The 22,805-nt window shown below is 58.1% G+C and carries 25 protein-coding genes; 6 read left to right on the top strand and 19 right to left on the bottom strand.

Annotation, left to right across the window (positions count from 1 at the left end):
• On the bottom strand, window positions 1–691 hold a 691-nt coding region (locus tag SHM7688_RS19935; protein ID WP_306341251.1), incomplete at its 3' end, for an A/G-specific adenine glycosylase.
• An 80-nt stretch (window positions 692–771) separates the two neighbouring features.
• On the opposite strand from SHM7688_RS19935, the gene SHM7688_RS02590 reads away from it, so the two are divergent.
• On the top strand, window positions 772–1,293 hold the full coding sequence (locus SHM7688_RS02590) for a DUF721 domain-containing protein (protein WP_058238459.1): 522 nt from the start codon (window positions 772–774) through the stop codon (window positions 1,291–1,293).
• A complete protein-coding gene (locus SHM7688_RS02585; protein WP_058238458.1) occupies window positions 1,294–1,974 on the top strand; it encodes a DsbA family protein in 681 nt (226 codons plus the stop codon).
• A 21-nt stretch (window positions 1,975–1,995) separates the two neighbouring features.
• Here SHM7688_RS02585 and lpxK read toward each other — a convergent pair whose 3' ends face one another.
• From lpxK to SHM7688_RS02570, 3 genes are read right to left on the bottom strand one after another with little or no spacing between them, the layout of a single operon-like run.
• Window positions 1,996–3,003: a tetraacyldisaccharide 4'-kinase gene (lpxK, locus tag SHM7688_RS02580; protein WP_058238457.1), complete on the bottom strand. Its 1,008-nt coding sequence runs from the start codon at window positions 3,001–3,003 to the stop codon at window positions 1,996–1,998.
• Window positions 3,000–4,220 carry a 3-deoxy-D-manno-octulosonic acid transferase gene (locus SHM7688_RS02575; RefSeq protein WP_058238456.1) on the bottom strand — a complete coding sequence of 407 codons (1,221 nt, stop codon included), beginning with the start codon at window positions 4,218–4,220 and terminating at the stop codon, window positions 3,000–3,002. The genes lpxK and SHM7688_RS02575 overlap by 4 nt, the downstream gene beginning before the upstream one ends.
• Before the next feature lie 7 nt (window positions 4,221–4,227).
• Entirely contained in the window at window positions 4,228–4,470 is a 243-nt protein-coding gene (locus SHM7688_RS02570; RefSeq protein WP_058238455.1) for a DUF4170 domain-containing protein, read from the bottom strand.
• A gap of 156 nt (window positions 4,471–4,626) precedes the next feature.
• Here SHM7688_RS02570 and SHM7688_RS02565 point away from each other — a divergent pair, with 156 nt between their 5' ends.
• Entirely contained in the window at window positions 4,627–5,367 is a 741-nt protein-coding gene (locus tag SHM7688_RS02565) for a glutamine amidotransferase (protein WP_058238454.1), read from the top strand.
• Here SHM7688_RS02565 and SHM7688_RS02560 read toward each other — a convergent pair.
• The 15 genes from SHM7688_RS02560 to SHM7688_RS02490 all read right to left on the bottom strand — a co-directional run bounded on the left by SHM7688_RS02560 (window position 5,352) and on the right by SHM7688_RS02490 (window position 19,409).
• The gene (locus SHM7688_RS02560) at window positions 5,352–6,152 is read right to left on the bottom strand and encodes a 3'(2'),5'-bisphosphate nucleotidase CysQ (protein WP_058238453.1); all 801 of its coding nucleotides are present in this window, start codon (window positions 6,150–6,152) and stop codon (window positions 5,352–5,354) included. The two genes, SHM7688_RS02565 and SHM7688_RS02560, sit on opposite strands and share 16 nt — an antisense overlap.
• Window positions 6,139–7,485: a TldD/PmbA family protein gene (locus SHM7688_RS02555; RefSeq protein ID WP_058238452.1), complete on the bottom strand. Its 1,347-nt coding sequence runs from the start codon at window positions 7,483–7,485 to the stop codon at window positions 6,139–6,141. The genes SHM7688_RS02560 and SHM7688_RS02555 overlap by 14 nt, the downstream gene beginning before the upstream one ends.
• 73 nt (window positions 7,486–7,558) lie before the next feature.
• A complete protein-coding gene (locus SHM7688_RS02550; protein WP_058238451.1) occupies window positions 7,559–8,314 on the bottom strand; it encodes a TIGR02186 family protein in 756 nt (251 codons plus the stop codon).
• A gap of 2 nt (window positions 8,315–8,316) precedes the next feature.
• Window positions 8,317–9,234, bottom strand: coding sequence for a sulfite exporter TauE/SafE family protein (locus SHM7688_RS02545; protein WP_058238450.1), 918 nt, complete (start codon window positions 9,232–9,234; stop codon window positions 8,317–8,319).
• A 108-nt stretch (window positions 9,235–9,342) separates the two neighbouring features.
• Window positions 9,343–10,353, bottom strand: coding sequence for an ABC transporter permease (locus SHM7688_RS02540; protein WP_058238449.1), 1,011 nt, complete (start codon window positions 10,351–10,353; stop codon window positions 9,343–9,345).
• On the bottom strand, window positions 10,353–11,447 hold the full coding sequence (locus SHM7688_RS02535) for an ABC transporter permease (protein WP_058238448.1): 1,095 nt from the start codon (window positions 11,445–11,447) through the stop codon (window positions 10,353–10,355). The genes SHM7688_RS02540 and SHM7688_RS02535 overlap by 1 nt, the downstream gene beginning before the upstream one ends.
• On the bottom strand, window positions 11,440–13,023 hold the full coding sequence (locus SHM7688_RS02530; RefSeq protein WP_083498875.1) for an ABC transporter ATP-binding protein: 1,584 nt from the start codon (window positions 13,021–13,023) through the stop codon (window positions 11,440–11,442). Before SHM7688_RS02530 ends, SHM7688_RS02535 begins: the two co-directional genes overlap by 8 nt.
• Window positions 13,020–13,376 (bottom strand): hypothetical protein, encoded by a 357-nt coding sequence (locus tag SHM7688_RS02525; RefSeq protein ID WP_058238447.1) that lies wholly within the window; start codon window positions 13,374–13,376, stop codon window positions 13,020–13,022. Before SHM7688_RS02525 ends, SHM7688_RS02530 begins: the two co-directional genes overlap by 4 nt.
• 85 nt (window positions 13,377–13,461) lie before the next feature.
• Window positions 13,462–14,451 (bottom strand): BMP family lipoprotein, encoded by a 990-nt coding sequence (locus tag SHM7688_RS02520; RefSeq protein WP_058238446.1) that lies wholly within the window; start codon window positions 14,449–14,451, stop codon window positions 13,462–13,464.
• Window positions 14,452–14,621: 170 nt separating this feature from the next.
• Window positions 14,622–15,035 carry a GNAT family N-acetyltransferase gene (locus SHM7688_RS02515; RefSeq protein WP_223229167.1) on the bottom strand — a complete coding sequence of 138 codons (414 nt, stop codon included), beginning with the start codon at window positions 15,033–15,035 and terminating at the stop codon, window positions 14,622–14,624.
• Window positions 15,032–15,622: a tRNA (adenosine(37)-N6)-threonylcarbamoyltransferase complex dimerization subunit type 1 TsaB gene (gene tsaB, locus SHM7688_RS02510; protein ID WP_058238444.1), complete on the bottom strand. Its 591-nt coding sequence runs from the start codon at window positions 15,620–15,622 to the stop codon at window positions 15,032–15,034. Before tsaB ends, SHM7688_RS02515 begins: the two co-directional genes overlap by 4 nt.
• A 9-nt stretch (window positions 15,623–15,631) precedes the next feature.
• Window positions 15,632–16,195, bottom strand: coding sequence for a NifU family protein (locus tag SHM7688_RS02505; RefSeq protein ID WP_058238443.1), 564 nt, complete (start codon window positions 16,193–16,195; stop codon window positions 15,632–15,634).
• A 104-nt stretch (window positions 16,196–16,299) separates the two neighbouring features.
• A complete protein-coding gene (locus SHM7688_RS02500; RefSeq protein ID WP_058238442.1) occupies window positions 16,300–16,755 on the bottom strand; it encodes a universal stress protein in 456 nt (151 codons plus the stop codon).
• A gap of 111 nt (window positions 16,756–16,866) precedes the next feature.
• On the bottom strand, window positions 16,867–17,730 hold the full coding sequence (locus tag SHM7688_RS02495) for a branched-chain amino acid aminotransferase (protein WP_058238441.1): 864 nt from the start codon (window positions 17,728–17,730) through the stop codon (window positions 16,867–16,869).
• Window positions 17,731–17,906: 176 nt separating this feature from the next.
• Window positions 17,907–19,409: a DUF2125 domain-containing protein gene (locus SHM7688_RS02490; RefSeq protein WP_058238440.1), complete on the bottom strand. Its 1,503-nt coding sequence runs from the start codon at window positions 19,407–19,409 to the stop codon at window positions 17,907–17,909.
• Window positions 19,410–19,570: 161 nt separating this feature from the next.
• Here SHM7688_RS02490 and SHM7688_RS02485 point away from each other — a divergent pair, with 161 nt between their 5' ends.
• The 3 genes from SHM7688_RS02485 to dld all read left to right on the top strand — a co-directional run bounded on the left by SHM7688_RS02485 (window position 19,571) and on the right by dld (window position 22,803).
• The gene (locus SHM7688_RS02485; RefSeq protein WP_058238958.1) at window positions 19,571–20,323 is read left to right on the top strand and encodes an SDR family oxidoreductase; all 753 of its coding nucleotides are present in this window, start codon (window positions 19,571–19,573) and stop codon (window positions 20,321–20,323) included.
• Window positions 20,320–20,931, top strand: coding sequence for an enoyl-CoA hydratase/isomerase family protein (locus tag SHM7688_RS02480; RefSeq protein ID WP_058238439.1), 612 nt, complete (start codon window positions 20,320–20,322; stop codon window positions 20,929–20,931). Before SHM7688_RS02485 ends, SHM7688_RS02480 begins: the two co-directional genes overlap by 4 nt.
• Window positions 20,932–21,120: 189 nt before the next feature.
• Complete coding sequence (gene dld / locus SHM7688_RS02475; RefSeq protein ID WP_058238438.1) at window positions 21,121–22,803, top strand: D-lactate dehydrogenase; 1,683 nt, start codon at window positions 21,121–21,123, stop codon at window positions 22,801–22,803.
• The last annotated feature ends 2 nt before the right edge of the window (window positions 22,804–22,805 follow it).

Below are 22,805 nucleotides of genomic sequence, written 5' to 3'. Positions count from 1 at the left end.
TTTTGATTTTCTTGGGCAAGTCTGCCGCTGTGCCGGCCAGGCGCGCCTGACATGGCGTGCGCCATGGGCACAGACCACAGGCCGGGTTGCGGGGGGAACATATCGTGGCACCCAGATCCATCACGGCCTGTGCATAGTCGCCGGGCCGTTCCTGTGGGGTCAGGCTTTCCGCCAGATCGGTCAGTTCGGGTTTCGCGGTTGGCAGCGGTGTATGCACATCGAACAACCGCGCCATGACCCGTTCCACATTTCCGTCCACCACTGTTGCCGGTTCATCAAACGCGATCGAGGCCACCGCCGCTGCGGTATAGGGGCCGACGCCGGGCAGTTTCAAAAGCTCCTCAACGGTTCCGGGAAACACCCCATTGAGATCATCGGTCACAACGCGTGCACATTTCAACAGATTGCGCGCGCGGGCGTAGTACCCAAGCCCGGCCCATTCCGCCATAACATCCGCATCCTGCGCGGCTGCAAGATCAGTGACGCTCGGCCAGCGTTCGGTGAATCGCAGAAAATAGTCTTTGACAGCGGCCACGGTGGTCTGTTGCAGCATAATCTCCGACATCCAGACCCGATAGGGATCGGGCCTCACGCCTGCTTTGCGGTCTGCCGGGCTGATGCGCCACGGCATCTTGCGCGCATTGTGGTCATACCACTCCAACAGGTCGGAGTTTTGGGGCAAATCACGCAAGTTTTATCCTCGCTCAAGAACGGTTTCGCTGGCACAGCTGGGCGGGGTCACTAAAATAGCCCCCGACCAGAGGATGCAAGATCAAGATGCGCCGTCCGACCACCAAAGGGTTTGCACGAACCTCCTCCCTTTTGAGGGATCGCATTCGCAAAGCCAGCGAGACACGGGGTTTTGCGGAAACGCGTGTGCTTACCCATTGGGCAGAGATTGTTGGGGATGATATGGCGCGCATCTGCCGTCCTGTGGATGTGAAATATGGACGCCAGAGTTTTGGCGCCACGCTCACCATTCTTACGACGGGCGCACAGGCTCCGATCTTGGAAATGCAAAAAGAAACTCTGCGGGCCCGGATCAATGCCGCTTATGGCTACAACGCGATTGCCCACTTGCGCATCACTCAGACGGCCCCAACCGGTTTTGCCGACGGGCAGGCTCAGTTTGGCGCAGCGCCCCAAAAAGAGCGGGTTAAGCCAGATGCTCAAATCCAACAGGAGGCCGCCCGTGTCACGGCGACCTTTGAAAATGCAGACTTGCGCCAAGCTCTTGAACAGCTCGCTGGCAATGTCTTGATGAAAAACAAACACACCAAGAAAGGTTTTTAAATGAACCGTTTGATCCCCGTGATTGCCGCCGCTGCGGTTGCTGTGGCAGGGGGCGCATACTGGATGAGCAGCACCCAGACCGCGACCAACACCACCGCCGTGACCACTCTGCCTGCGGTCAGCAACGTGCAGCAGGTGTCCTCAGAAGGGGCAGAAGCGTCAGAAATCGTGGAAATGGTGATGGGCTCTGACGATGCGCCAATCACCATTATTGAATACGCGTCTTTCACCTGCCCTCATTGTGCGACATTTCACGAATCTGTCCTGAAGCCGCTCAAAGCTGACTATGTCGATACCGGCAAGGTGAAGTTTATCTTCCGCGATGTGTATTTCGACCGTTTCGGCCTCTGGGCCTCCATGGTTGCGCGCTGTGGTGGACAGGAGCGTTTCTTTGGCATGGCAGACTATCTGATGGAAACGCAGAGCGAATGGACACGCGCTGGCGATCCCGTGGCTATCTCTGACGCCCTGCGCAAGGCGGGTCGTCTGGCCGGATTGGAAGATGATACGCTTCAGGCCTGCTTGCAGGACGAAGACAAAGCCAAGGCGCTCGTAGCATGGTTTCAGGAAAACGCGGCCGCTGATGACATCTCGTCAACGCCAACTCTGATCATCAATGGCGAGAAACACTCCAACATGAGCTACAAAGACCTGCGTGAAATTCTCGACGCAAAGCTCTAAAATAGCATCTGCCTGAGCAGTTCAGCGCTGCTCAGGCACACCGATGCGTGTCAGGAGCGCATCAACCGGCGCCCAGTCCGACACCGCAAGGCGCACAGGCAGCGTCAGAACCTGAGAGCGCAGCTCCATCGGCAGACGCACGGCATCTTTCTCTGTTGTGACCAATTGTGCTCCTCGCATCTGTGCTTCTGTCGCCAGCCGCGTCAGCAGGGCAGGCGGCAAAGCTTGGTGGTCATCCAGCGCTTCAGTGTGCACAAGATTGGCGCCAAGATCGCGCAGCGTGTCAAAAAACTTCTCAGGATGTCCAATGCCAGCAAAGGCCATGAAGGGTGTTTCGCGCCAGTCCATACCAGTTTGAAGGGGCTGCAAGGCCCCGGCGACATGTGGAAGGGTGATCTTGTCTCCCCAGAGACCTGCGAACTGCGCCTGTGCGGTTTCATTGCCAATTGAGAGCAGAAGGTCGCCCCGGGGCAATCCAACATCTACGGTTTCACGCAGTGGCCCGGCAGGGATGCAGCGCCCATTGCCAAAACCACGCAGCGCATCCACCACAATGATGGAGGCGTCCTTTTGAATGGTCGGGTTCTGAAATCCGTCATCCAGCAGAATAAGCTCCGCACCGGCCTCTTGCGCTGCAGCCACGCCTTTGGCCCGGTCTTTGGCCACCCATGTGGGGCCAAAAGCGGCCAGAAGCAGGGGCTCATCGCCAGTCTGCTCTGCGCGGTGGGTGCGTTCATCGACCTGAACCGGCCCTTCCAACGCCCCACCATAGCCGCGCGATACCACATGGACGGCAACGCCGCGCGCTTGCAAATGCTGCATCAACGCGATGGTTGTGGGGGTTTTCCCGGTGCCGCCTGCGTTCAGATTGCCGATACAGACCACAGGCACAGAGGCCCGAAATCCCTCTGTGCTCTGCGCCACGCGGCGGGCCGTCGCTTTGCCATAAATCGCGCCGAGAGGCGCGAGCAGGCGCGCTTGCCATCCGGGGCGAGCAGGCGGGTTGGACCAGAAGCTGGGTTCTTTCATGATGTTTCACTCCGCGTGTCCAGCAAAGCATGGGCGTGATTGATAACCTGATCGGACACCGCAGCACTGTCAGACACCACCTTCCAGCCCGCATGGGCCATGGCCGCCACCTGATCCGGTGCCGCCAGCACCATCAACGCAGCTGTCAGGCTGTTGGCGTCTTTGACAATCCGTGCCGCCCCCTCATTGGCCAAACGCGTATAACTGCTCAGATACCGCCGCACAGAGGGCCCATAGAGAATGGCGCTGCCCAGAGCCGCAGGCTCTAGAGGATCGCGCCCTCCGGCCCCTGATTTCAGCGATGATCCCACAAGGCTCACCGGCGCCACGCGATACCACAGTCCCAGCTCGTCTGGCGTATGGGTGAAAAGCACCTGCGTGTTTTCTTCAGGGAAGTCTCCATCATCCCAATCCGCCACCCGCCAGCCATCATCACAAATCGCGGCCTTCATGTTCGCGGCATCTGCCGGATTGTCCGGCACTACCACAAGCAACATGCGGTAAGACAGGCGCAGAACCGACCGATAGGCATTCAGCACCACATTCAGTTCCCGCGGTTGCAGTCGTGCCGCCAGCCATACTGGACGGCCTGCAAGACTGGCCCGGACCTCTTCAAGATCGCTGTCCTGAACAGGCAGAGCAGGGGCTTCTTCCATCAGGATGCCATTGAATTGCACATCCGCCGTGTCGCCCAGAAGTTTGCCAAACCGCGTTTGCGCCTCTTCGGTCTGAGTGAATATCGACGTAAACCGTGCGAGCGTTCCGCGAATGGGTTCCGGTCCCCAGCGTCTGCGCCGCTGCTCCAGCTTGGGTTTCTGTGCTTCAAGCAAGATCGAGGGAATCTCTCGCGTGCGGATGGCGTCAATCAGGGCTGGACGTAACGCAGGCCCGATCCAGAGCGCAAGATCCGGTGCCCAATGCGCCAAGAACACCGCAATGTCGGACGGGTTTTCAGAAGGACAGGGCTGCCAGATTGCCCCCTCTGGTAGTGTTTGCGTAAGCGATGCGCCAGCGGGCGTCGTCAAAAGCAGGTGTGCATTGGCCCGCTGATGGGCCAGTCGCAGGCCCAGCTTGGCCAAGGTCCGGGCGCGCGAAGGTTCGGCGCAATGCACCCAGATCACTTCGCCATCCGGGCGCGGGCAGTCGATCCCGCGAAGCTGAGGCGGCTGACGACGTGCAAATGCAAGGTAAGTCGCCAGGCCAAGAGAGCGCGCCATCCGGTGCTTAACCCAGCTCTTCGGTTGCAGATGCTGGGAGGCCTTCGTCCCGCAGACGGTGCAGATGGGCAATGAAATAGCGCATATGCGCATTGTCGACCGTGCGCTGTGCCTCAGCTTTCCACGCGTCATAGGCCGCTTCGTAGTTGGGGAAAATACCAACCACATGGATGTCATCTACATCCTTGAATGCGGTTTTTGTCGGATCGATCAGCTCGCCGCCAAAGACGAGATGCAGTCGCTGTGCCATGGGGCCACTCCTTGTGGTGCGGGAATGAGGGCAACCTAAGCCGCTTGGCGCGCGTCCTCAAGGGGATTGCGCCTCTGTTGTGGACGATGGTTTCCAGAAGCTTGCGCTCTGCTGACGCATTGATTTTCCGGGTGGATAGCGGCTAGGAGAGCTGCAATGAAACGATTTTTGATCCTCCAATTGCGCCCGGAAGTTGAAGCCTCTGATGGGGAGTTTCAGGCTTTCCTGAAAACCGGGGGGCTTGCGGCCTCTGACGTGCATCGCTTGCCTCTGAACCAAGCGCCTCTGCCGCAGGATTTGACGCTGTCAGACTATTCAGGCGTGATCGTTGGCGGTGGCCCCGGCTGTGTCAGCGACTGTCCGCAGAGCCGCAACCCGCTGGAAGCCCGCATGGAGGCGCAGCTCCTGTCTCTTATGCCCCAAATTATCGCGGAAGATATGCCCTTCCTTGGCTGTTGTCTGGGCATCGGAGTGCTTGGACATTTCTTGGATCGCGCGGTTTCCAAAAACCGATATGGCGAAGAAGCGGGGCTGGCACAGTGTCAGCTCACCCCTGATGGCATAACCGATCCCCTGCTCAAGGGGATACCGCAAAGGTTTGACGCTTTTGTTGGCCACAAGGAGGCACTGCAATACCTGCCAGAAGGTTGTCTGCATCTTGTGCAGTCAGATCATTGCCCGTTTCAGATGATCCGCTACCGCAGCAACATCTATGCCACACAGTTTCATCCGGAGGCGGACGGAGAGGAATTCGCCACGCGTATCAACATGTACCGCAACAAAGGCTATTTCCCACCAGAGGAGGTTGAGCGTTTGATGGCGCTCTGTCGTGCGGCAGATGCCGCAGCCCCGCCTCAGATCGTCAAAAATTTTGTGGCCCGTTATCGCGCTGCGTGATGCGGAGGATGTGGGGCCAAAGCCTCGGTAATCTGTGCGGCCAGCGCTGGGTTGGCGGCAATCATACCTGAAAGGCGCGGGTCTGCGTTGTTAAAGCGCAGCGGCGCGCCGTTGCGGTCCAGCGTCGCCGCGCCAGCCTCTCGCAGGATCAGATCACCGGCTGCCACATCCCACTCCCATGTGGGGCGCAGCGTGACCATCGCATCAAATCGCCCCTGCGCTACCAGCGCCGTGCGATAGGCCAGCGATGGGCGATAGCCGCGCTCAAATGCCGGAGGCTGGGCTTTCCAAAGAGCCGGTTCCATCACCGGGCGCGCCACCAGAACTTTGGCTCCCGCCATATCGGTGCGCGCCGCAGTGCCGACCGGCACACCATTCAGCTTTGCTCCAGCGCCCTGCGCCGCGCTGTAGAGCTTGTCGCGCCTTGGCAGGTAAATCACGGCCGCTGTGACAACACCCCTCTCTGCAATCGCCAATGCATGGGCCCATGTGTCAGACCCCTCGGTGAAACTGCGTGTGCCATCTATCGGATCAATGATGAAGACTTTCTCCGCATGTACGCGGTCTCCCTCATCAAGAGACTCTTCGCTGAGCCAGCCAAACTCCGGTCGGGCCTTGCGTAGACGGTCTTCCAGCATTTCGTTGACCGCGAGATCGGCCTCGGTCACCGGGCCAGCATCATTCGGTTTGTGCCAGGTCTTGGCGCTTTTGCCATCATATTGCGTTGCGATCTCCCCGGCTGCCTGAGCAGCCGCGATCAACAGCTCAAGATCAGTTTCCGGCAAGGGTCATCCCTTCCACCAGCAACGATGGCACCACGCGGGAGAGATAGGCGCGCGCGTCATTTGCGGGCACGATATGGCGCAGCATGTCATGCAGATTGCTCGCAATGGTGCATTCATTCACCGGATAGGCAATCTCACCGTTTTCTACCCAGAAGCCAGAAGCCCCGCGTGAATAATCACCGGTGTTTGGGTTGATCGTCGACCCGATCAGCGAGGTGACAACAAGGCCACGTCCCATGTCCCGGATCATGTCCTCACGGGACTGGCTGCCTTGTGTCAGGCTGATATTCCAACTGCTTGGCGATGGCGGGCTTGAAATGCCACGGGCCGCATTGCCGGTAGAGGCCATGCCCAGCTTGCGCGCGTTGGCAAGATCCAGTGTCCAACCGGTCAGCACGCCCTTGTCCACCACCGCACGTTTGGCCGTGGCCAGCCCTTCTGCATCAAAGGGGCGAGAGCCTGACACGCGAGGGCGCAGGGGATCTTCGATGAGTGACAGGGTTTCAGGCAACACCTGCTGCCCCAATTTCTCTCGTAACCAGCTGGAGCCACGCGCCACCATGGCCCCGTTGCAGGCGGCCAGCAGATGTCCAATCAGGGATGAGGAAATACGCTCGTCAAACAGCACCGGAAAGGCGCCGGTTTCGGGCTTGCGCGCATGCAGTCGTTCTACGGCGCGTTGACCTGCAATGGTGCCAATCTCTGTGGCTCCGCGCAGATCGCTCTGAAAAATGCGGCTGTCGCCCTCATAGTCACGCTCCATGGCCTCACCCGTGCCTGCGATGGCGGTGGCATAGATCGCGCGGCTGCTGCGGGCATAGCCGCCGGAGAACCCATTGCTCGCCGCCAGATGGACGGTTGAATGGCTGTAGGCACCGGTTGCAGATTGCACTTGCGTGACACCCTCTACCGCCATGGCCGCGGCCTCAGCGGCCCACGCATCGTCTTGCAGCGCACTTGGGCTGGGTTCTGCTGTCGGATCACACAGCTCCAGCGCGGCAATATCGGGCGCTGGCGCCAGTTGAGCGGGCTCTGCCAGGCCTGCATAGGGATCTTCCGGCGCTTCCTTGGCCATCGCAACCGCCCGTTCCGCCATCATCGCGATGCTTTCCGGACGTGCATCAGAGATCGACACATTGGCCTGTCGCTTGCCAATCAACACCCGCAAACCCAGATCCATCCCTTCGGATCGCTCTGCCTGTTCCAGCTTGCCGTCACGCACCTCGATGGAAACAGACGTGCCACCCGCCACCATGGCGTCTGCGGCATCGGCCCCCGCCTTGCGGGCGGCATCAAGCATCTGCTCTGTCAAAGACTCTGGTGTCTGTGCCATCTTATCTGCCTCTTTATGTGTTTGCTTTCAGGTAGTCGGAGCCAGGGGCCAGTGCAAGTCTGGTGTCTGCGCCTCAATTGCGGCGCAACACCTGAAAGGCCGCCGAGGCGAGCCAGCCTGCGGCAATGGCAATAGCCAATGACATAAGTCCGTAAATCAGCGGTTGATTGCGTGACAGGTCAAAGAGCCAACGCTCCAAACCCACCTTGTTGACGTTGATCATGGTTTCAAACTGCGACACCACCTGACCATTTCGGGTCAGAAAAATCCGTGTGGGGTAATCCCCTTCGGTCAGATTGGCGGGCATTTTGATCGAAGTGCGAAACAGCGTCTGCTGATCCACCTGCACCGCGTTTTCATGCAGCTGATAGGCCCCCTCAGCTGTGCGGATGCGGATCACCGCCTCACTGAACGCCTGTGCATCTTCCACATCCATCGGTGCGCCAACCGAGCGGATTGCGCGGGGGATGGACACTTTGTGGCGCTGGTCTTCCACATTGGAGATCGCCTCTGTGAAAGGGGCCGATGTGGCAACGGCGTAAAAGCTGGGGGCGGCGTCAATTTCCACCGCATCCGTGTTCACCCAGATCCCGAATTTGCGCTCCTTGCGCCGCACGGTCAGGGGCCCTGAGGGGCCGGAAACCGCGATCACCACGTCAAGTGGCTCTTCGGGGATAGGGGCCTCTCGCTTGACCGCGCCAAACAGCAGGATCTCTGATCCGTCAAAATTGGTGGTGATGGCAACCTGATCCTGGCTTAAGCCAAGAACCACCTCTTCGCTGGCCAACGATGTGGCGATCAGGCTGAGACAGAGCGCTAGAAACCGCATTTTCAATGCCCCCCTGCCGCGCCAATGGAAAACAGCTCGCTTGGCTCGATCAAAAGGTCCAGCGCCAGTTTTCCACAAACAAGCATCACCAGAAGTGCCAACAAAATGCGCAGCTGCTCAGCTTTCAGATAGGTGCCAAGCCGGGTGCCAATCTGTGCCCCGATCACGCCCCCAACCAGCAAAAGCACGGCCAGCGCGATATCCACTGTGTAGTTTGTCGTGGCATGCAAAAGCGTGGTGAACCCGGTGACAAAAATGATCTGAAACAGCGAGGTGCCCACCACCACTTTGGTGGGCATGCCCAGCAGGTAGATCATTGCGGGCACCATGATAAATCCCCCGCCTACACCCATGATCGCAGACAGAATCCCCACAAGGATCCCCACCATCACAGGCGGGATCACAGAGATATAAAGACCAGACACCCGAAAGCGCATCTTCAGCGGCAGCCCATGCACCCAATTGTGCTTCTTGCGTTTGGCTGGGGCTGCATTATTGCGGGATTTGCGGATCGCATTCAGGCTTTCAACAAACATCAAAGAGCCGATGACCCCAAGGAAAACCACATAGCAGAGCCGCACCAGCAAATCGACTTGCCCCTGTGATTTCAGGTAGTTGAACACAACCACACCAAGCGCGGCCCCGATCAACCCCCCGGTCAGCAGCACCGTGCCCATCTTCAGATCAACGGTTTTGCGCTTCAGATGGGCGAGCACGCCACTGAAGGAGGAAGCCACAATTTGGTTGGCCTCTGTCGCGACGGCAACGGCGGGCGGGATGCCGATAAAAAACAGCAGCGGCGTCATCAAGAAACCGCCACCCACGCCAAACATGCCGGACAAGATGCCCACCATCCCGCCCAGGCCGAGCAGCAAAAAGGCGTTTACGGAGACTTCGGCAATGGGGAGATAGATCTGCATAATTTTTGATAGCGCCACACAGACCTCAAAAGCAACCTGCCAGCGTCGATAAAACGCTGGCAGGACAGATCATTGACAAGAAACTGGACTTATTGGTCCGGCCTTATGTCAGCGTTCCTTGATATAGGGTTCGCCACTGGCCCTTGGCGGGATCGCCTTGCCGACAAACCCGGCAAGGATCACCACGGTCAGGATGTAGGGCAAGGCACCAAGTAGCTGGACCTGCACCTTCATACCCGTGAGGTTTTCAATGATGTCTGGGCGCAGTTCCAGCGCTTGAAACAAACCAAACAACAAACAGGCCCAGAGCGCATAGACCGGACGCCATTTTGCAAAGATCAACGCGGCCAGCGCGATAAAGCCGCGCCCAGCAGTCATATCTTTCACGAAGCCAGCTTGCAGGGCCGAAGAGAGGTAAGCCCCTGCCACACCGCATAGGATCCCGCAGATCAGAATCGCCCCATAGCGCAGCCACACCACAGAGATCCCAGCCGTATCGACCGCCGCAGGGTTCTCCCCCACTGCGCGCAAACGCAACCCAAAGCGGGTGCGAAAGAGCAGCCACCATGTGGCCGGAACAGTCAGCAACGCCAGATACACAAGAATGGAATGGCCAGAGATCAACTCGGAGTAAAACTGCTGAAACGGGCCGGCTTCTGCAATCAACTGGCTCAGCGGGCGCTCAGCTGCGGCAGCGTCGTTTGGACCGATTGCAAAAGGCAACTCTATGGGATTGAAACGCGCCGCGCCTTCCAGCGGCGGCGTGCGCCCCCCTTGTCTAAACCAGCTTTGTGCCGCCAGAACGGTCATTCCAGCCGCAAGAAAGTTGATCGCAACACCAGAGATCAACTGATTGCCCCGGAACGTCACCGAGGCCAGCCCGTGAATGATGGAGAGCACAATAGAGGCACCCACACCCGCAAGCAGCCCCACCCAGGCATTGCCGGAATAGAAAGCGAATGCAGCGGCAAAGAAGGCAGCGGCCAGCATTTTTCCCTCAAGCCCAATGTCCACAACGCCGGAGCGTTCAGAATAGAGGCCCGCAAGACAGGCCAGCAGCAGAGGGGTGGCCAGACGCACAGATGTGTCCAGCACCTGAAGCAGTGTCAGAAAATCCATCAGGCGTTCCTCCGGCGCAGTGCAATAAAGAGTTTTTCAAGCGGGTGACGCACCATATTGTCCAGCGCCCCTGTGAACAGGATCACAAGTGCCTGAATGACCACGATCAACTCGCGGGGAATGCTGGTCCAAAGCGCCAGCTCGGCCCCACCTTGATAGAGGAAACCAAAGAGAACCGCGGCCAGCAATACGCCGAATGGGTGGTTGCGCCCCATAAGCGCCACCGCGATGCCGATAAAGCCTGCGCCCTCTGTGCTGTTGAGGATCAGCCGTTCGCTTTCCCCCATCGTGGTGTTCACAGACATCATGCCCGCCAGCGCGCCAGAGATCAGCATGGCAATCACGGTGATCCGCACGGGGCTGATACCGGCGTATTTCGCCGCCGTCTCAGACTGGCCAAAGGCACGAATTTCATAGCCCAACCGTGTTTTCCAAATCAGCACCCAGACCAGCAAGCAGGCCGCCAGCGACAGGAAGAACGTCACATTGGCGGGCGCACCACGGAAAAGAGGTGTCTCTGCTGTAGAGAACATGTCTTGGAAAGAGGGCAGATGTGTTGCGTCCGGGAACTTGGCCGAAGCCGGGTCCATCGCGCCCACAGGCCGCAGCATTTCCACCAGCACATAGTTCAACAGTGCCGCAGCGATGAAGTTGAACATGATGGTGGTGATGACGATGTGGCTGCCCCGCTTGGCCTGCAGATAAGCCGGGATCAGAGCCCAAAGCGCGCCAAACAGCGCCGCGCCCACAGAGGCACCGAGGATTGACAAAGACCAATGGGGCCAGGGGATATAAAGGCACACCAGTGCCACGCCGAGCCCCCCCAGCATGGCCTGGCCTTCGCCGCCGATGTTGAACAGACGTGCGTGGAACGCGACCGAGACCGCTAGGCCGGTGAAGATAAAGTTTGTGGCGTAATAGAGCGTGTAACCCCAGCCAGCCGAGCGCATCAGCGCCCCATCGATCATCAGGTTCAACGCTTCAATCGGATTTTCGCCGATGGCCAAGATCACAAGCGCGGAGAAAAAGGCTGCCAATAACAGCGAGATAAGGGGGATCAGGACGATGTCAGCCCATTTTGGCATCTTATCCATTGGCGTGGACCTCCTGTTCAGGGGGGGTGGTATTGCCGTTGCCTGCAACAGTGGAGGTATCGGTGATCCCGGCCATCAACAGGCCCAGTTCTTTTTCATTGGTCTGTCCAGGGTCACGTTCACCGGTGATATGACCGTCAAACATGACCACAATCCGATCTGAAAGTGACATGATTTCATCGAGCTCTACAGAGACCAGCAAGATGGCTTTGCCCTGATCGCGCAGATTCACAATCTGTTGGTGAATGAATTCAATGGCGCCGATGTCCACGCCGCGTGTCGGCTGACCAATCAGCAGGAGATCAGGGTTGCGTTCGATCTCACGGGCCAGAACGATCTTCTGCTGGTTCCCCCCGGAGAAATTCTTTGCAGCCAGTTTGGGATCTGGCGGGCGGACATCGAACCGCTCCATCTTGGCTTCGGCTTCGGCAAAAATGCCCTTGTTGTCCATCAAGAGGCCATTTTGAATTTCCGGCGCGTGGTGATAGCCAAACACGGTGTTTTCCCAGGCGGAAAACTCCATAATCAACCCCTCGCGCTGGCGGTCTTCCGGCACGTGGCTGATGCCAACAGCACGCCGGGTCTGCCCATCGGCACCATGACCACTCAGCGGTATTTCCGACCCATTCATCAGGATCGTGCCAGTCCCTTCGGCAAATCCGCCCAGAACTTCCAGCAATTCTGACTGTCCGTTGCCCGCAACGCCTGCGATCCCGACAATTTCTCCGGCGCGCACCGCAAGATCGATGCCTTTGACCCGTTCCACGCCTTTGTCGTCCACCACGCGCAGACCTTTGATGTCCAACACGGTTGCACCCGGTTCCGCAGGCGCTTTGTCCACGCGCAGCAGAACCTTGCGCCCCACCATCAGTTCCGCCAGATGCTCGGGTGAAGTCTCTTCGGTTTTGACGGTGGCGGTCATTTGCCCCCGCCGCATCACCGAAACGGTGTTGGTGTACTCCATGATCTCCCGCAGCTTGTGGGTGATCAGGATGATGGTTTTGCCCTCAGCGCGCAGCCGGTCCAAAATGCGGAACAGCTGATCCGCTTCTGCGGGGGTCAACACGCCAGTAGGCTCATCCAGAATGAGAATTTCGGCTTTGCGATACAGCGCTTTGAGGATTTCCACACGCTGCTGATGGCCCACGGAGAGGTTTTCGATCACCGCATCGGGATCCACATTCAGCCCATATTCCTCAGCCAGATGTTTCAGCTCGCGGCGCGCATTGCTCAATGACGTGCTGAGCATGGCCCCATCTTCGGCCCCCAGAATGATGTTTTCCAGAACCGTGAAGTTCTCCACCAGTTTGAAGTGCTGAAACACCATCCCAATGCCCGCAGCAATCGCGGCCTGGCTATCCGGGATCAGGGTCTTTTTCCCCTTGATGAAAATCTCCCCGGCATCGGCCTTGTAAAAGCCATACAGGATCGACATCAGCGTGGATTTCCCCGCACCGTTTTCGCCGATTATGCCGTGAATGGTGCCCGGTTGCACCGAAATCGAGATGTCTTTGTTGGCCTGAACAGGGCCGAAGGCTTTGGATATGCCTTTGAGTTCAATGGCTGGCGCCGTCATTCAGGCTCTCCCAGTCCTGCGAAGCCGACCATGCGCGTGACGCGCCCTTCGGCATCAAGTTCGACAAAATATTGGCCCAGCTTTTCACTGCCGTCAGCCATGCGAAACGCAACTGTCACCCGATGGTGGCCTTGTGTTGCGCTGCAGTTGACCACCGCCGCTGTGGCGCCGGGGGCATATTGGATGAACAGGCCAATATAGCTGTTCAATGTCTCAAGGTCGCCGATGCTCTCGGCGGCATTGGGGTCACAATAGGAGAAAGTCTCTGCCATGGTGCTTTCGAGCGCATCGGCCCGTTTGGCCGCATCCGTCTCGCTCCAAGCGGCGAAAAACGCGGTCATGGAAGATAGCATTACTGGTCCCCCTTTTATGCAGGAGGGGCCGTACCGCAATGGCACGGCCCCTTCAATAGAGCTCCGGGTATCTCCCGGATGTATTTTATTCGACCGGGCAGCTGTTGTCGGACATGTAGTCGTGTACAGCCAGTTCGCCGGAAGCGATTTGGTCTTTGGCCGCGTCAACAGTTGCTTTCATATCAGCGGAGACCAGCGCTGCATTGTGCTCGTCCATCGCGTAGTCGATGCCGCCATTGGCCACGCCCATCACGTTGAAGCCGGTTTCCAGATCAACGCCTGCGGTCATGGCTTCATAAACAGCGTTGTCCACACGCTTCATCATGGAGGTCAGGACCTTGCCGGAGTGCAGGTGGTTCTGGTTGCTGTCCACGCCAACAGACAGGATGCCTTCATCCGCTGCGGTCTGCAGCACGCCCACACCGGTGCCGCCTGCCGCTGCATAGACAACGTCAGCGCCTTGGCTGATCTGCGCTTTGGTCAGTTCAGAGCCTTTTACCGGGTCATTCCATGCGGCAGGGGTGGTGCCGGTCATGTTTTGGATCACGGTGGCGTCTGGGTTCACTGCTTTCACGCCCTGTACGTAGCCACAGGCGAACTTGCGGATCAGTGGGATATCCATACCGCCGATGAAGCCCACGGTGCCAGATTTGGAGGCCTGTGCCGCCATCATACCCACCAGATAGGAGCCTTCGTGCTCATTGAACACCACAGAGCGTACGTTTGGCGCATCTACAACCATGTCGATGATTGCAAATTTTGTATCAGGGTAATCAGGTGCCACTTCGCTCAGCACGTTGCCAAAGGCAAAGCCGGTCATCACAATCGGGTTTGCACCGGCTTCTGCGAAACGGCGCAGCGCCTGCTCGCGCTGTGCTTCGGATTGCAGTTCGATTTCACGGAAAGAGCCACCGGTTTCCTCAGACCAACGTGTCGCGCCAGAGAAAGCCGCTTCGTTGAAGGATTTGTCGAATTTGCCGCCGAGGTCAAAGATCAGCGCGGGTTCAGCGAGGGCTGCACCTGCAGAGAGGGCTGCGGCTGCCGCGGCGCCGAGGAATTTGTGCATCAGGCTCATAAATGTCTCCCAGTGTTGAGCGGGTGGGGTGTTGTGGCTAGACGCCGTCCCGTCTGATTGTTTTTCAGATCCCGCCAGATCATCGTCTATCTAAGGCGTTTGATGTCGAAAGGGTCAACCAAATTTTGACCATTTGGCCAAGTGGGAGATCTTCCGAATCAGACCTGTGCTCAGTTTAACGTTTTTCTCATAAGGCTTGCAGCGATTTGCTGCCCATCAGCGCGTGTATAGTAGCCGGGTCGGGTGCCACAAACTTCGTAACCAGCGCGTAGGTAGAGACGCTGTGCAGCCGTATTGTCCTCAGCCACTTCAAGAAAGCAGCAGTCGGCCGCGCGCCCGCGCGCTTCGGCTTCAAATGCTGTGAGCAATTTCTGCCCGTTTCCAAGGCCTTGCTGATCTGGTTGAACCGCGATGGTCAGCAATTCAGCTTCCCCGGCCACCGCCCGTCCAAGAGCAAAACCCACGGAATTGTGGGCCGCAAACACCAGATTGCTGCTGAGAAGGTCGCCTATTTCTTCGGCATCCCAGGCACGACTGTCGGGGAATGCGGCGGCGTAGATCCGCGCCATGGTTTCCGGTGTCACGGCAAAATCACCGGCGCTGGGTCTTTGGGCGGCGCTGCATCCGCAGGCTTGATGTAAAGGGGGGCTGGACGTGCAGGGGTGTTTTGATAGCGCTGCGCGGCAAGTCTTGCGATCTGCTCCACCAGACTGTCCGCTTTTGGCGTGGCCAAGGCGCCATCTTCCATTATGTCGATCAATTCGTCCTGCGTCGCCAGATAAGGGTTCTCACCTTTAGGCCAGATGTACCCTTGTCCACGCGGTCCCGGAATGACGGGGGCTGCCGGATACTCTAGTGAGGCTTCTACTGCATCAAAACTGTTGACGCCCACCGCTGGTATGCCCAGTCCAAGCGCCAGCCCACGTGCCGAGCTCACAGAAATTCGAATACCGGTGAAATTGCCGGGGCCAATGCCAACGCCAATCGCATCCAGATCCGCAAACTGCTTACCGGCTTCCGCCAGAATCTCTTCCAGCATGGGCATCAAACGCTCCGCCTGCCCGCGTTTCATCTCCTCAACTTTGCGGGCGACGAGGGTTTCTCCAGACAGCAAAGCGGCCGCGACATGCGCGGCCGATGTGTCAAAGCTCAAAATCAGAGGTGCAGACATGAGGGGGGATTACACCGCCACCGGACGCACTTCGGTCACTTCCGGAATGTAGTGACGCAGAAGATTTTCGATGCCCATCTTCAGGGTCAGTGTGGAAGAGGGGCAGCCCGCGCAGGCGCCCTGCATGTGCAGGTAGACCACACCGCGATCGAACCCGTGGAAGGTGATGTCGCCGCCATCCTGCGCCACGGCAGGACGTACGCGGGTATCCAGAAGCTCTTTGATCTGTCCGACGATTTCGCCGTCTTCACCGGTATGTTCGGCATGCCCGGACGGAGCGGCACTGTCGCCTGCCAGAACCGGTTGGCCCGATTGATAGTGCTCCATGATGGCACCCAGAATGGAGGGCTTCACATGGTCCCACTCAACCCCTTCGGCTTTGGTCACCGTCACGAAATCATTGCCAAAAAACACGCCGCTCACGCCATTTACCGCAAAAATCCGGGTGGCAAGCGGGGAGGCCGCAGCCCCTTCAGCAGACGGAAAATCCGCCGTGCCGGTTTCCAGAACGGTCTGGCCGGGCAGAAACTTCAGCGTTGCAGGGTTCGGGGTGGATTCCGTTTGAATGAACATGGGCAGACCTTTCCTATCGCTCTGGATATGCGCCCACACCGGGCATTAGTCAAGGTTTAGAGTCATTCTAAAATAGATCAAGTCCCCAAACACCAAGGATCGCCTCAGGTGATCGCTTCGAGCTGTTCCTTGGTCAAATCTCCGGGCACCACGGTGATGGGCACAGGCAGACTGCCCGAATTGCGTGACAATTGAGAGACCAGCGGTCCGGGGCCTTTGCGATCATTGCCCGCGCCAAGCACAAGAACGCCGATCTCGGCATCCTCTTTGATTTCCGACAGGATTTCTCCCACGGGTTCGCCTTCACGAATTTTCAATTCCGGGTCCACGCCCTGCCGGTCCCGCATCCATTTGGCAAAAACCTCATAGTGCACCTCGATCCGTTCGCGCGCTTCTTCACGCATCAAATCGCTGACGCCGATCCAGTGATTGAATTCCTCAGGAGGGATCACAGACAGGATTTTCACCCCGCCCCCCGTATGGGCGGCGCGCATCGCGGCAAACCGCATTGCGTTCAGGCATTCACGACTTTCATCCAACACCACGAGAAACTTGCGCATTTCGGCACTCCCTTTGCCGGGATCATGCCGCGTGACCAAGAGGCGCGCAACCGCTCTTGTTATGATTGCGGCGTTTTGCGACTGTTTGAGCGGAGGTTTTGGCGCAGTGCCTTAGGCGTTTGACGCAGCCCAGTCCCAATAGAGCTCGCGCACCCGGCGGGTGATTGGGCCGGTCTGATATTGACGCGTATCAAAGGCGCTGACCGGGGTGACCTTGTTCATATTGCCAGACATGAACACCTCATCCGCCGCTTCAAAATCAGCATAGTTCAGAACGGTTTCATGCACATTGACACCATCTGCACGCAGGTTCTCAATATGGCGTGCGCGGGTGATGCCCGACAGAAAGGTGCCATTGGGCACAGGCGTGAACACTTCGCCATCCCGCACCATAAAGATATTTGCCGTGGCGGTTTCTGCCACATTGCCCATCACATCGCAGGTCAGCGTGTTGGAGAAGCCCTTCATTCGCGCCTCTCGCAGCATGCGCGCGTTGTTGGGGTAAAGACAGCCGGCCTTGGCATTCACCACCGCGCTTTCCAGAACCGGGCGGCGGAACTGGGTCTTGGTCAGCGTGGCGGCAGCTTCCGGCGCAGCCATAGGGATCTCTTCCAGACAGATCGCAAAACCCGTGGTCTCCGCGCTTGGCATGATCGCGGTCGCATCTCCGTCAATGCCCCAATACATCGGGCGAATATACACTGCGGCACCGGGCGCATAGGCTTTCAGCCCCTCTTTCACGATCTCCACCATGTCTTCGGTGGAGACTGTCGGTGTCAGCATCAAGGCCTCTGCGGAGCGATTGGTGCGCGCACAGTGTTTGTCGAGATCCGGGGTCAGCCCATTGACCAGACGCGCACCGTCAAACACCGCAGAGCCCAGCCACGCCCCGTGATCTGCCGCCCGAATGATAGGGGCGTCGCCCTCATGCCAGCTGCCGTTGAAATACGTGCGGATATTGGTGCCGGTGGCCATGGTGCCTTCCCCCTCTTGAACTCAGGCGAAGACTAGGCGGGCCCTTCCACAAGGTCCAGTAGGGGAAGGGCAAAAAAGCTGACCTTTTGGGGGCGCTCCTTGAAACGCTTGGCCGCAGGTCAAAGAAAAGGCCCCGCCAGAGACTGGCAGGGCCCAGATTTTGGATATTGCGGCGCTTATTTCAGACGCTGGCCATTGGCCAGCACATGGCCCTGTTCGTTGACTTCGATCTTGGAGCTCAGGCTGTCGTCGCCTTCGCCAGGTTGCGTGAACATGGACATCATCATGCGTGCGCCCATGGCCTGCTCTTCCGGCAGAAGCCCCATCTGGATCAGCTTGTCCATCAGCCCATTCACACCGTCGATTTTGATGTCAATCGCACCCTCAGGGCGTGGTAGGCCGTCAAAGCTTTCAAGGTCTGTGTTGTCAAATACGAAGTCCCCACTGCCTTCCACGCTGGCACCAGCGGCGTTCAGGCGCAGATCACGAATTGTCAGCGCATTAAGCTCTCCGGGCATCTCATCTGTGGTTTCATCCAGCGTCATGAGATCTTGCAGGACAGTGCCCTTGCCCACCAGATCCACCACCAGAGTGGCCGGATCGCGCGGCAGTACCTGTGCCGGGTCAAACATGCCCCAAAGCAGTTCGGAAATTTCCAGATCCGCCAGTGTCAGGTTGAAAGCGAAATCCTGCGCTGCCTCGGCCGCAGCAATCGGCAGGGAGAACCCATAGCCAAATTCGCCAAAGCTCACATCGATCGGCACAGGGATGTCGGCCCCGGCGACGTTAATGGTCATGTTGGCCAGACGCCCGTCATAGGCCATCTTGCTGTCGCTCATGTCGATGTTAAAGCTGCCACCGCCGCTTTCCACAGCGACGGAGCCCGGCGCGCCATCTTCCTCAAAATTGCCTGCCACGGTCATGCCGTCAAAGGTGTACCCCCCAACCAGCATCATGCCCGGCGCAAAAAACGCCATGGGATCCGTGCTGTAGGCCCCTTCTGGAAAGGCTGAATCCACATTGGCTTTCAAACCGCTGAGCGTGGCGGCAAAATCAAATGCCGCACCGCTTTCAGGATCTGTACCTTTCACGGTAATATCGGTTGTCTCGATGGTCGAGGTGCCGCGGCTCTTTGTCAGTTCGCCAACCAACAACTCGGATTCACCCGACATGCCAGCAACAGCCATGGCAATGTCCACATTCTCGATCTTTTCGTCATCCACCACCAGTTCGGTGACGGCGATCTTCAGAGCATCGGCTGTGTACGTATACTTCAGCGCGTCTTTCTCGCCAGAGGCCACCATGGTCAGATCCGTGGCGACATCCATGATCGCAGATACTTTTTCTGAGGGGCTGTCAGAGCGGAAGACCATCGGCTGGGAGGCGGGCAAGGAGATCGTGACCGTGCCATCACCATTTTCCACAAAGGTCAGCGTGCCCCACTTTATATCAATCTTGCCAGCCTCTTCCGGCATCTGGATATTCATAACCAGATCGGAAATGGTCAGCGTGTCACCAGATTGGGCTTCACTTGCAGAGATTTCATAACCGTAAGAGCTCATGTAGCTCTGCCAGTTTTCCCAGACATCGCTGGCGCTCACATCGGCAAAGGCGCTCTGTGCGCAAAATACGGTGGCAAGAGCGGTGCTCGTGAAAATACGGGAGGATGCTATCTGCATGTGGAAGCTTACCTTTTCAAAAACGTTGCCCTAACTTCCGCTGAACCTTGGGCAGGGTCAAGGCCCGGAGCTTGTCAAATGCAAGAGGCTGGACGAGCAGTATGGCGCAGGTTACCCCAATGACTGAAACCTGTACCAAAGGCGCAAATAGTGAGGATCTGATGGAGAATTGGCAGTCAAAAACCGTAGTCATCACCGGCGCAAGCCGCGGGATCGGAGAATCTGCTGCGCGGCTTTTTGCCGAGGCGGGGGCCAATGTCGTCCTGCTGGCGCGCAGCGCGGAGGCGATCACGGCTTTGGCCGAAGATCTTGGCCCAAATGCCCTGGCGCTGAGCTGTGATGTGGCCAACTACGCAGAGGTCGCGCAGGCCATCGACACGACTGTGCAGACGTTTGGCGGTGTCGATGTTCTGATCAATAACGCAGGCGTTGTTGAACCCATCGCGCATATGGCAGAAGCCGACCCGCAGGATTGGGGACATGTGATCGACATCAATCTCAAAGGTGTCTTTCATGGCATGCGCGCGGTCATGCCGGTGATGGAGGCCGCAGGTGGCGGCACCATTCTCACCATTTCTTCCGGCGCGGCGCATGGTCCGGTAGAAGCCTGGAGCCATTATTGCGCCTCCAAAGCAGCCGCCAATATGCTGACCCGCTGTGTGCACAAAGAAGCAGGCGACAAGGGCATTCGCGCCATTGGCCTCAGTCCGGGCACCGTGGCCACGCAGATGCAGCGCGAGATCAAGGCCAGCGGCATCAACCCGGTCAGTCAGCTTGACTGGAGTGATCACATCCCGCCGGAATGGCCAGCCAAATGCCTGATGTGGATGTGCACAGAGGCGGCTGACGCTTGGCTTGGGGATGAAATTTCCCTCAGAGACGACGACATTCGGCGCAAGGTGGGTCTGATATGATTGATTTGACGAAAGAAGAAAGCGGTCTCTGGGTTGTCACCATCAATCGCCCAGACAAGGCAAATTCCCTGACCGAGGCCATGCTGACAGAGCTGGCAGAGATCGCTGAGGGAGCACAGGAGGCACGCGCGCTTGTGCTCACCGGCGCGGGCAAGGTGTTTTCCGCAGGCGCGGATCTTGAGGAAGCCCGAGCGGGTCTGGCGACAAGCGCCGTCTGGGAGCGTTTGTCTGCGGCTGTTGCAGCGCTGCCGGGGCTGACCATTGCCGCGCTCAACGGCACATTGGCAGGCGGGGCCAATGGGATGGCGCTGGCCTGTGATCTGCGTCTTGCCGCGCCGCATGCCAAGTTCTTCTATCCGGTTATGAAGCTTGGCTTTCTGCCACAGCCCTCTGATCCGGCGCGGCTTGCGGCTCTGATCGGACCGGCCCGTGCCAAATTGATGCTGATGGGTGGGCAGAAACTCACCGCAGAAGAGGCGCTGACCTTTGGTCTGATAGAGCGTATTGTGCCTGCCGAAGATTTGCTTGATGTGGCGCGGGAGATTGCAGTTGATACTTTGGCGGCCAAGCCAGAGATCGCGCAGGGCATCAAAGCAATGTGCATTTAAATGAGGCACTTCTGTTCATGAAAAAAGGCTAAGGTTGTGTGAGGTGAGGCTGCGCACGTTATGATCGCTGCTGTGCAGCATAAAGTGACGTAACGTCTTGACCCTTCACGCCCAGCCGTACCAATACCAACGCACGCAGGGCCGTTACGCCAGCCCTGTGGCGTAAATGGACTTCTGAAGAGGCATGTCATGGCCGAAGGCACTTTGATCACCCAGCTCTGCGAAATTGTTGGTAAGCGCAACGTCCTCACCGGAGAGCGCCGCACCAAACGTTTCCGAAAAGGGTTCCGATCTGGCGAAGGCGAGGCGCTCGCCGTCGTGCAGCCCGCCACGCTGCTGGAGCAGTGGAAGGTGTTGCAGGCCTGTGTGGCCGCCGACAAGATTGTCATCATGCAGGCCGCCAATACCGGGCTGACGGAGGGGTCCACACCTAAGGGCCGGTATGATCGGGATGTGGTGCTGATCAACACCCGTCGCATGGATGACATTCAGCTGATCAAAGATGGTACGCAGGTTGTCTCTTTTCCCGGGTCCACCCTGTTCAAGCTGGAAAAACTGCTCGATCCCATTGGCCGTCAGCCGCACTCCGTGATCGGCTCCTCCTGTATCGGGGCCTCTGTGGTGGGGGGCGTGTGTAACAATTCCGGCGGTTCTCTGGTGGAACGCGGGCCCAGCTATACAGAGCTCTCTCTCTTTGCTCAGATCACCAAAGAGGGGCATCTGGAACTGGTGAATCACTTGGGCATCGCGCTTGGTGAAACCCCCGAAGAGATTTTGACCAATCTGCAAAACGGCTCCTACCGACCCGAAGACATTGTGGATGACAACCGTCGCGCCTCTGCCACGGATTACGCACAGCGGGTGCGGGATGTAGATGCCCCAAGCCCGGCGCGTTTCAACGCTGACAAATCCCGGCTCTATGAGGCCGCAGGCTGCGCAGGAAAGCTGGGTGTTTTTGCGGTGCGTCTGGACACCTACGCCAAAAACGATGCGGAAAAGACCTTTTACGTTGGCGCCTCCGGCACCGCCGCGCTGGGCAATCTGCGCCGCCGCATCCTGAAGGATTTTGCCACCCTGCCCGTTTCTGCCGAATATCTGCATGAAGAGGTGTTCGACATCTCGGATGTCTATGGCAAAGACACAATGGTGATGATCGATAAACTGGGCACGGATCGCCTGCCGACTTTCTTTGCACTGAAAGGCGCGGTGGATGCCCGTCTGGAAAATCTGCCGGGGCTGGCCAATTTCACTGATAAATTCATGCAATTTGCCGCTCGCCTCTGGCCCAATGTGGTGCCCAAACGTATGCGCGCCTTCCGAGAGGCCTATCCGCACCACCTGATTCTCAAGATGCGGGATGGCGGCATTGAAGAGGCGCGCCGCCTGCTCTCTGATCTGCAATCCGATGGCGCATTGGACTTCTTTGAATGTGACGCACGCGAAGCCAAAATGGCGGGACTTCTGCGCTTTGCGGCAGCTGGGGCCGCGGTGCGTTACATGAATGTCCATAGCCAAGAGGTGGAAGATATCATCGCGCTCGATATTGCCCTGCGCCGCAATGATGAGGATTGGTTTGAAACTCTGCCACCCGAAATCAGCGATCAATTGGTCAGCAAACTCTACTATGGCCACTTCATGTGCCACGTGTTGCATCAGGACTATATTGTCAAAAAAGGCTGTGACCCAAAGGCGTTGAAAGCCGCGATGCTGAAAATTCTGGATCAACGCGGGGCAGAATACCCGGCGGAGCACAATGTGGGCCATCTCTATCCGGCCAAGCCCAGCCTTGCGCAATTCTATAAGGCTATGGATCCCACTAACAGCATGAACCCGGGCATCGGCAAAATGTCCCGCAACAAACATTATGAGTAAGC

Origin of the sequence: Shimia marina, from assembly GCF_001458175.1 — a bacterium.
GTDB lineage: Bacteria > Pseudomonadota > Alphaproteobacteria > Rhodobacterales > Rhodobacteraceae > Shimia > Shimia marina.
Note: the sequence above shows the minus strand (reverse complement) of the source record. Positions and strands in the feature narration are given on the sequence as shown.

Coding starts and splice junctions, on each gene's coding strand:
- SHM7688_RS02585 (WP_058238458.1), top strand. CDS start 1,294: ATGAACCGTTTGATCCCCGTGATTGCCGCCGCTGCGGTTGCTGTGGCA.
- lpxK (WP_058238457.1), bottom strand. CDS start 3,003: ATGAAAGAACCCAGCTTCTGGTCCAACCCGCCTGCTCGCCCCGGATGG.
- SHM7688_RS02575 (WP_058238456.1), bottom strand. CDS start 4,220: ATGGCGCGCTCTCTTGGCCTGGCGACTTACCTTGCATTTGCACGTCGT.
- SHM7688_RS02570 (WP_058238455.1), bottom strand. CDS start 4,470: ATGGCACAGCGACTGCATCTCGTCTTTGGCGGCGAGCTGATCGATCCG.
- SHM7688_RS02565 (WP_058238454.1), top strand. CDS start 4,627: ATGAAACGATTTTTGATCCTCCAATTGCGCCCGGAAGTTGAAGCCTCT.
- SHM7688_RS02555 (WP_058238452.1), bottom strand. CDS start 7,485: ATGGCACAGACACCAGAGTCTTTGACAGAGCAGATGCTTGATGCCGCC.
- SHM7688_RS02550 (WP_058238451.1), bottom strand. CDS start 8,314: ATGCGGTTTCTAGCGCTCTGTCTCAGCCTGATCGCCACATCGTTGGCC.
- SHM7688_RS02545 (WP_058238450.1), bottom strand. CDS start 9,234: ATGCAGATCTATCTCCCCATTGCCGAAGTCTCCGTAAACGCCTTTTTG.
- SHM7688_RS02540 (WP_058238449.1), bottom strand. CDS start 10,353: ATGGATTTTCTGACACTGCTTCAGGTGCTGGACACATCTGTGCGTCTG.
- SHM7688_RS02535 (WP_058238448.1), bottom strand. CDS start 11,447: ATGGATAAGATGCCAAAATGGGCTGACATCGTCCTGATCCCCCTTATC.
- SHM7688_RS02530 (WP_083498875.1), bottom strand. CDS start 13,023: ATGACGGCGCCAGCCATTGAACTCAAAGGCATATCCAAAGCCTTCGGC.
- SHM7688_RS02525 (WP_058238447.1), bottom strand. CDS start 13,376: ATGCTATCTTCCATGACCGCGTTTTTCGCCGCTTGGAGCGAGACGGAT.
- SHM7688_RS02520 (WP_058238446.1), bottom strand. CDS start 14,451: ATGAGCCTGATGCACAAATTCCTCGGCGCCGCGGCAGCCGCAGCCCTC.
- tsaB (WP_058238444.1), bottom strand. CDS start 15,622: ATGTCTGCACCTCTGATTTTGAGCTTTGACACATCGGCCGCGCATGTC.
- SHM7688_RS02505 (WP_058238443.1), bottom strand. CDS start 16,195: ATGTTCATTCAAACGGAATCCACCCCGAACCCTGCAACGCTGAAGTTT.
- SHM7688_RS02500 (WP_058238442.1), bottom strand. CDS start 16,755: ATGCGCAAGTTTCTCGTGGTGTTGGATGAAAGTCGTGAATGCCTGAAC.
- SHM7688_RS02495 (WP_058238441.1), bottom strand. CDS start 17,730: ATGGCCACCGGCACCAATATCCGCACGTATTTCAACGGCAGCTGGCAT.
- SHM7688_RS02490 (WP_058238440.1), bottom strand. CDS start 19,409: ATGCAGATAGCATCCTCCCGTATTTTCACGAGCACCGCTCTTGCCACC.
- SHM7688_RS02485 (WP_058238958.1), top strand. CDS start 19,571: ATGGAGAATTGGCAGTCAAAAACCGTAGTCATCACCGGCGCAAGCCGC.
- SHM7688_RS02480 (WP_058238439.1), top strand. CDS start 20,320: ATGATTGATTTGACGAAAGAAGAAAGCGGTCTCTGGGTTGTCACCATC.
- dld (WP_058238438.1), top strand. CDS start 21,121: ATGGCCGAAGGCACTTTGATCACCCAGCTCTGCGAAATTGTTGGTAAG.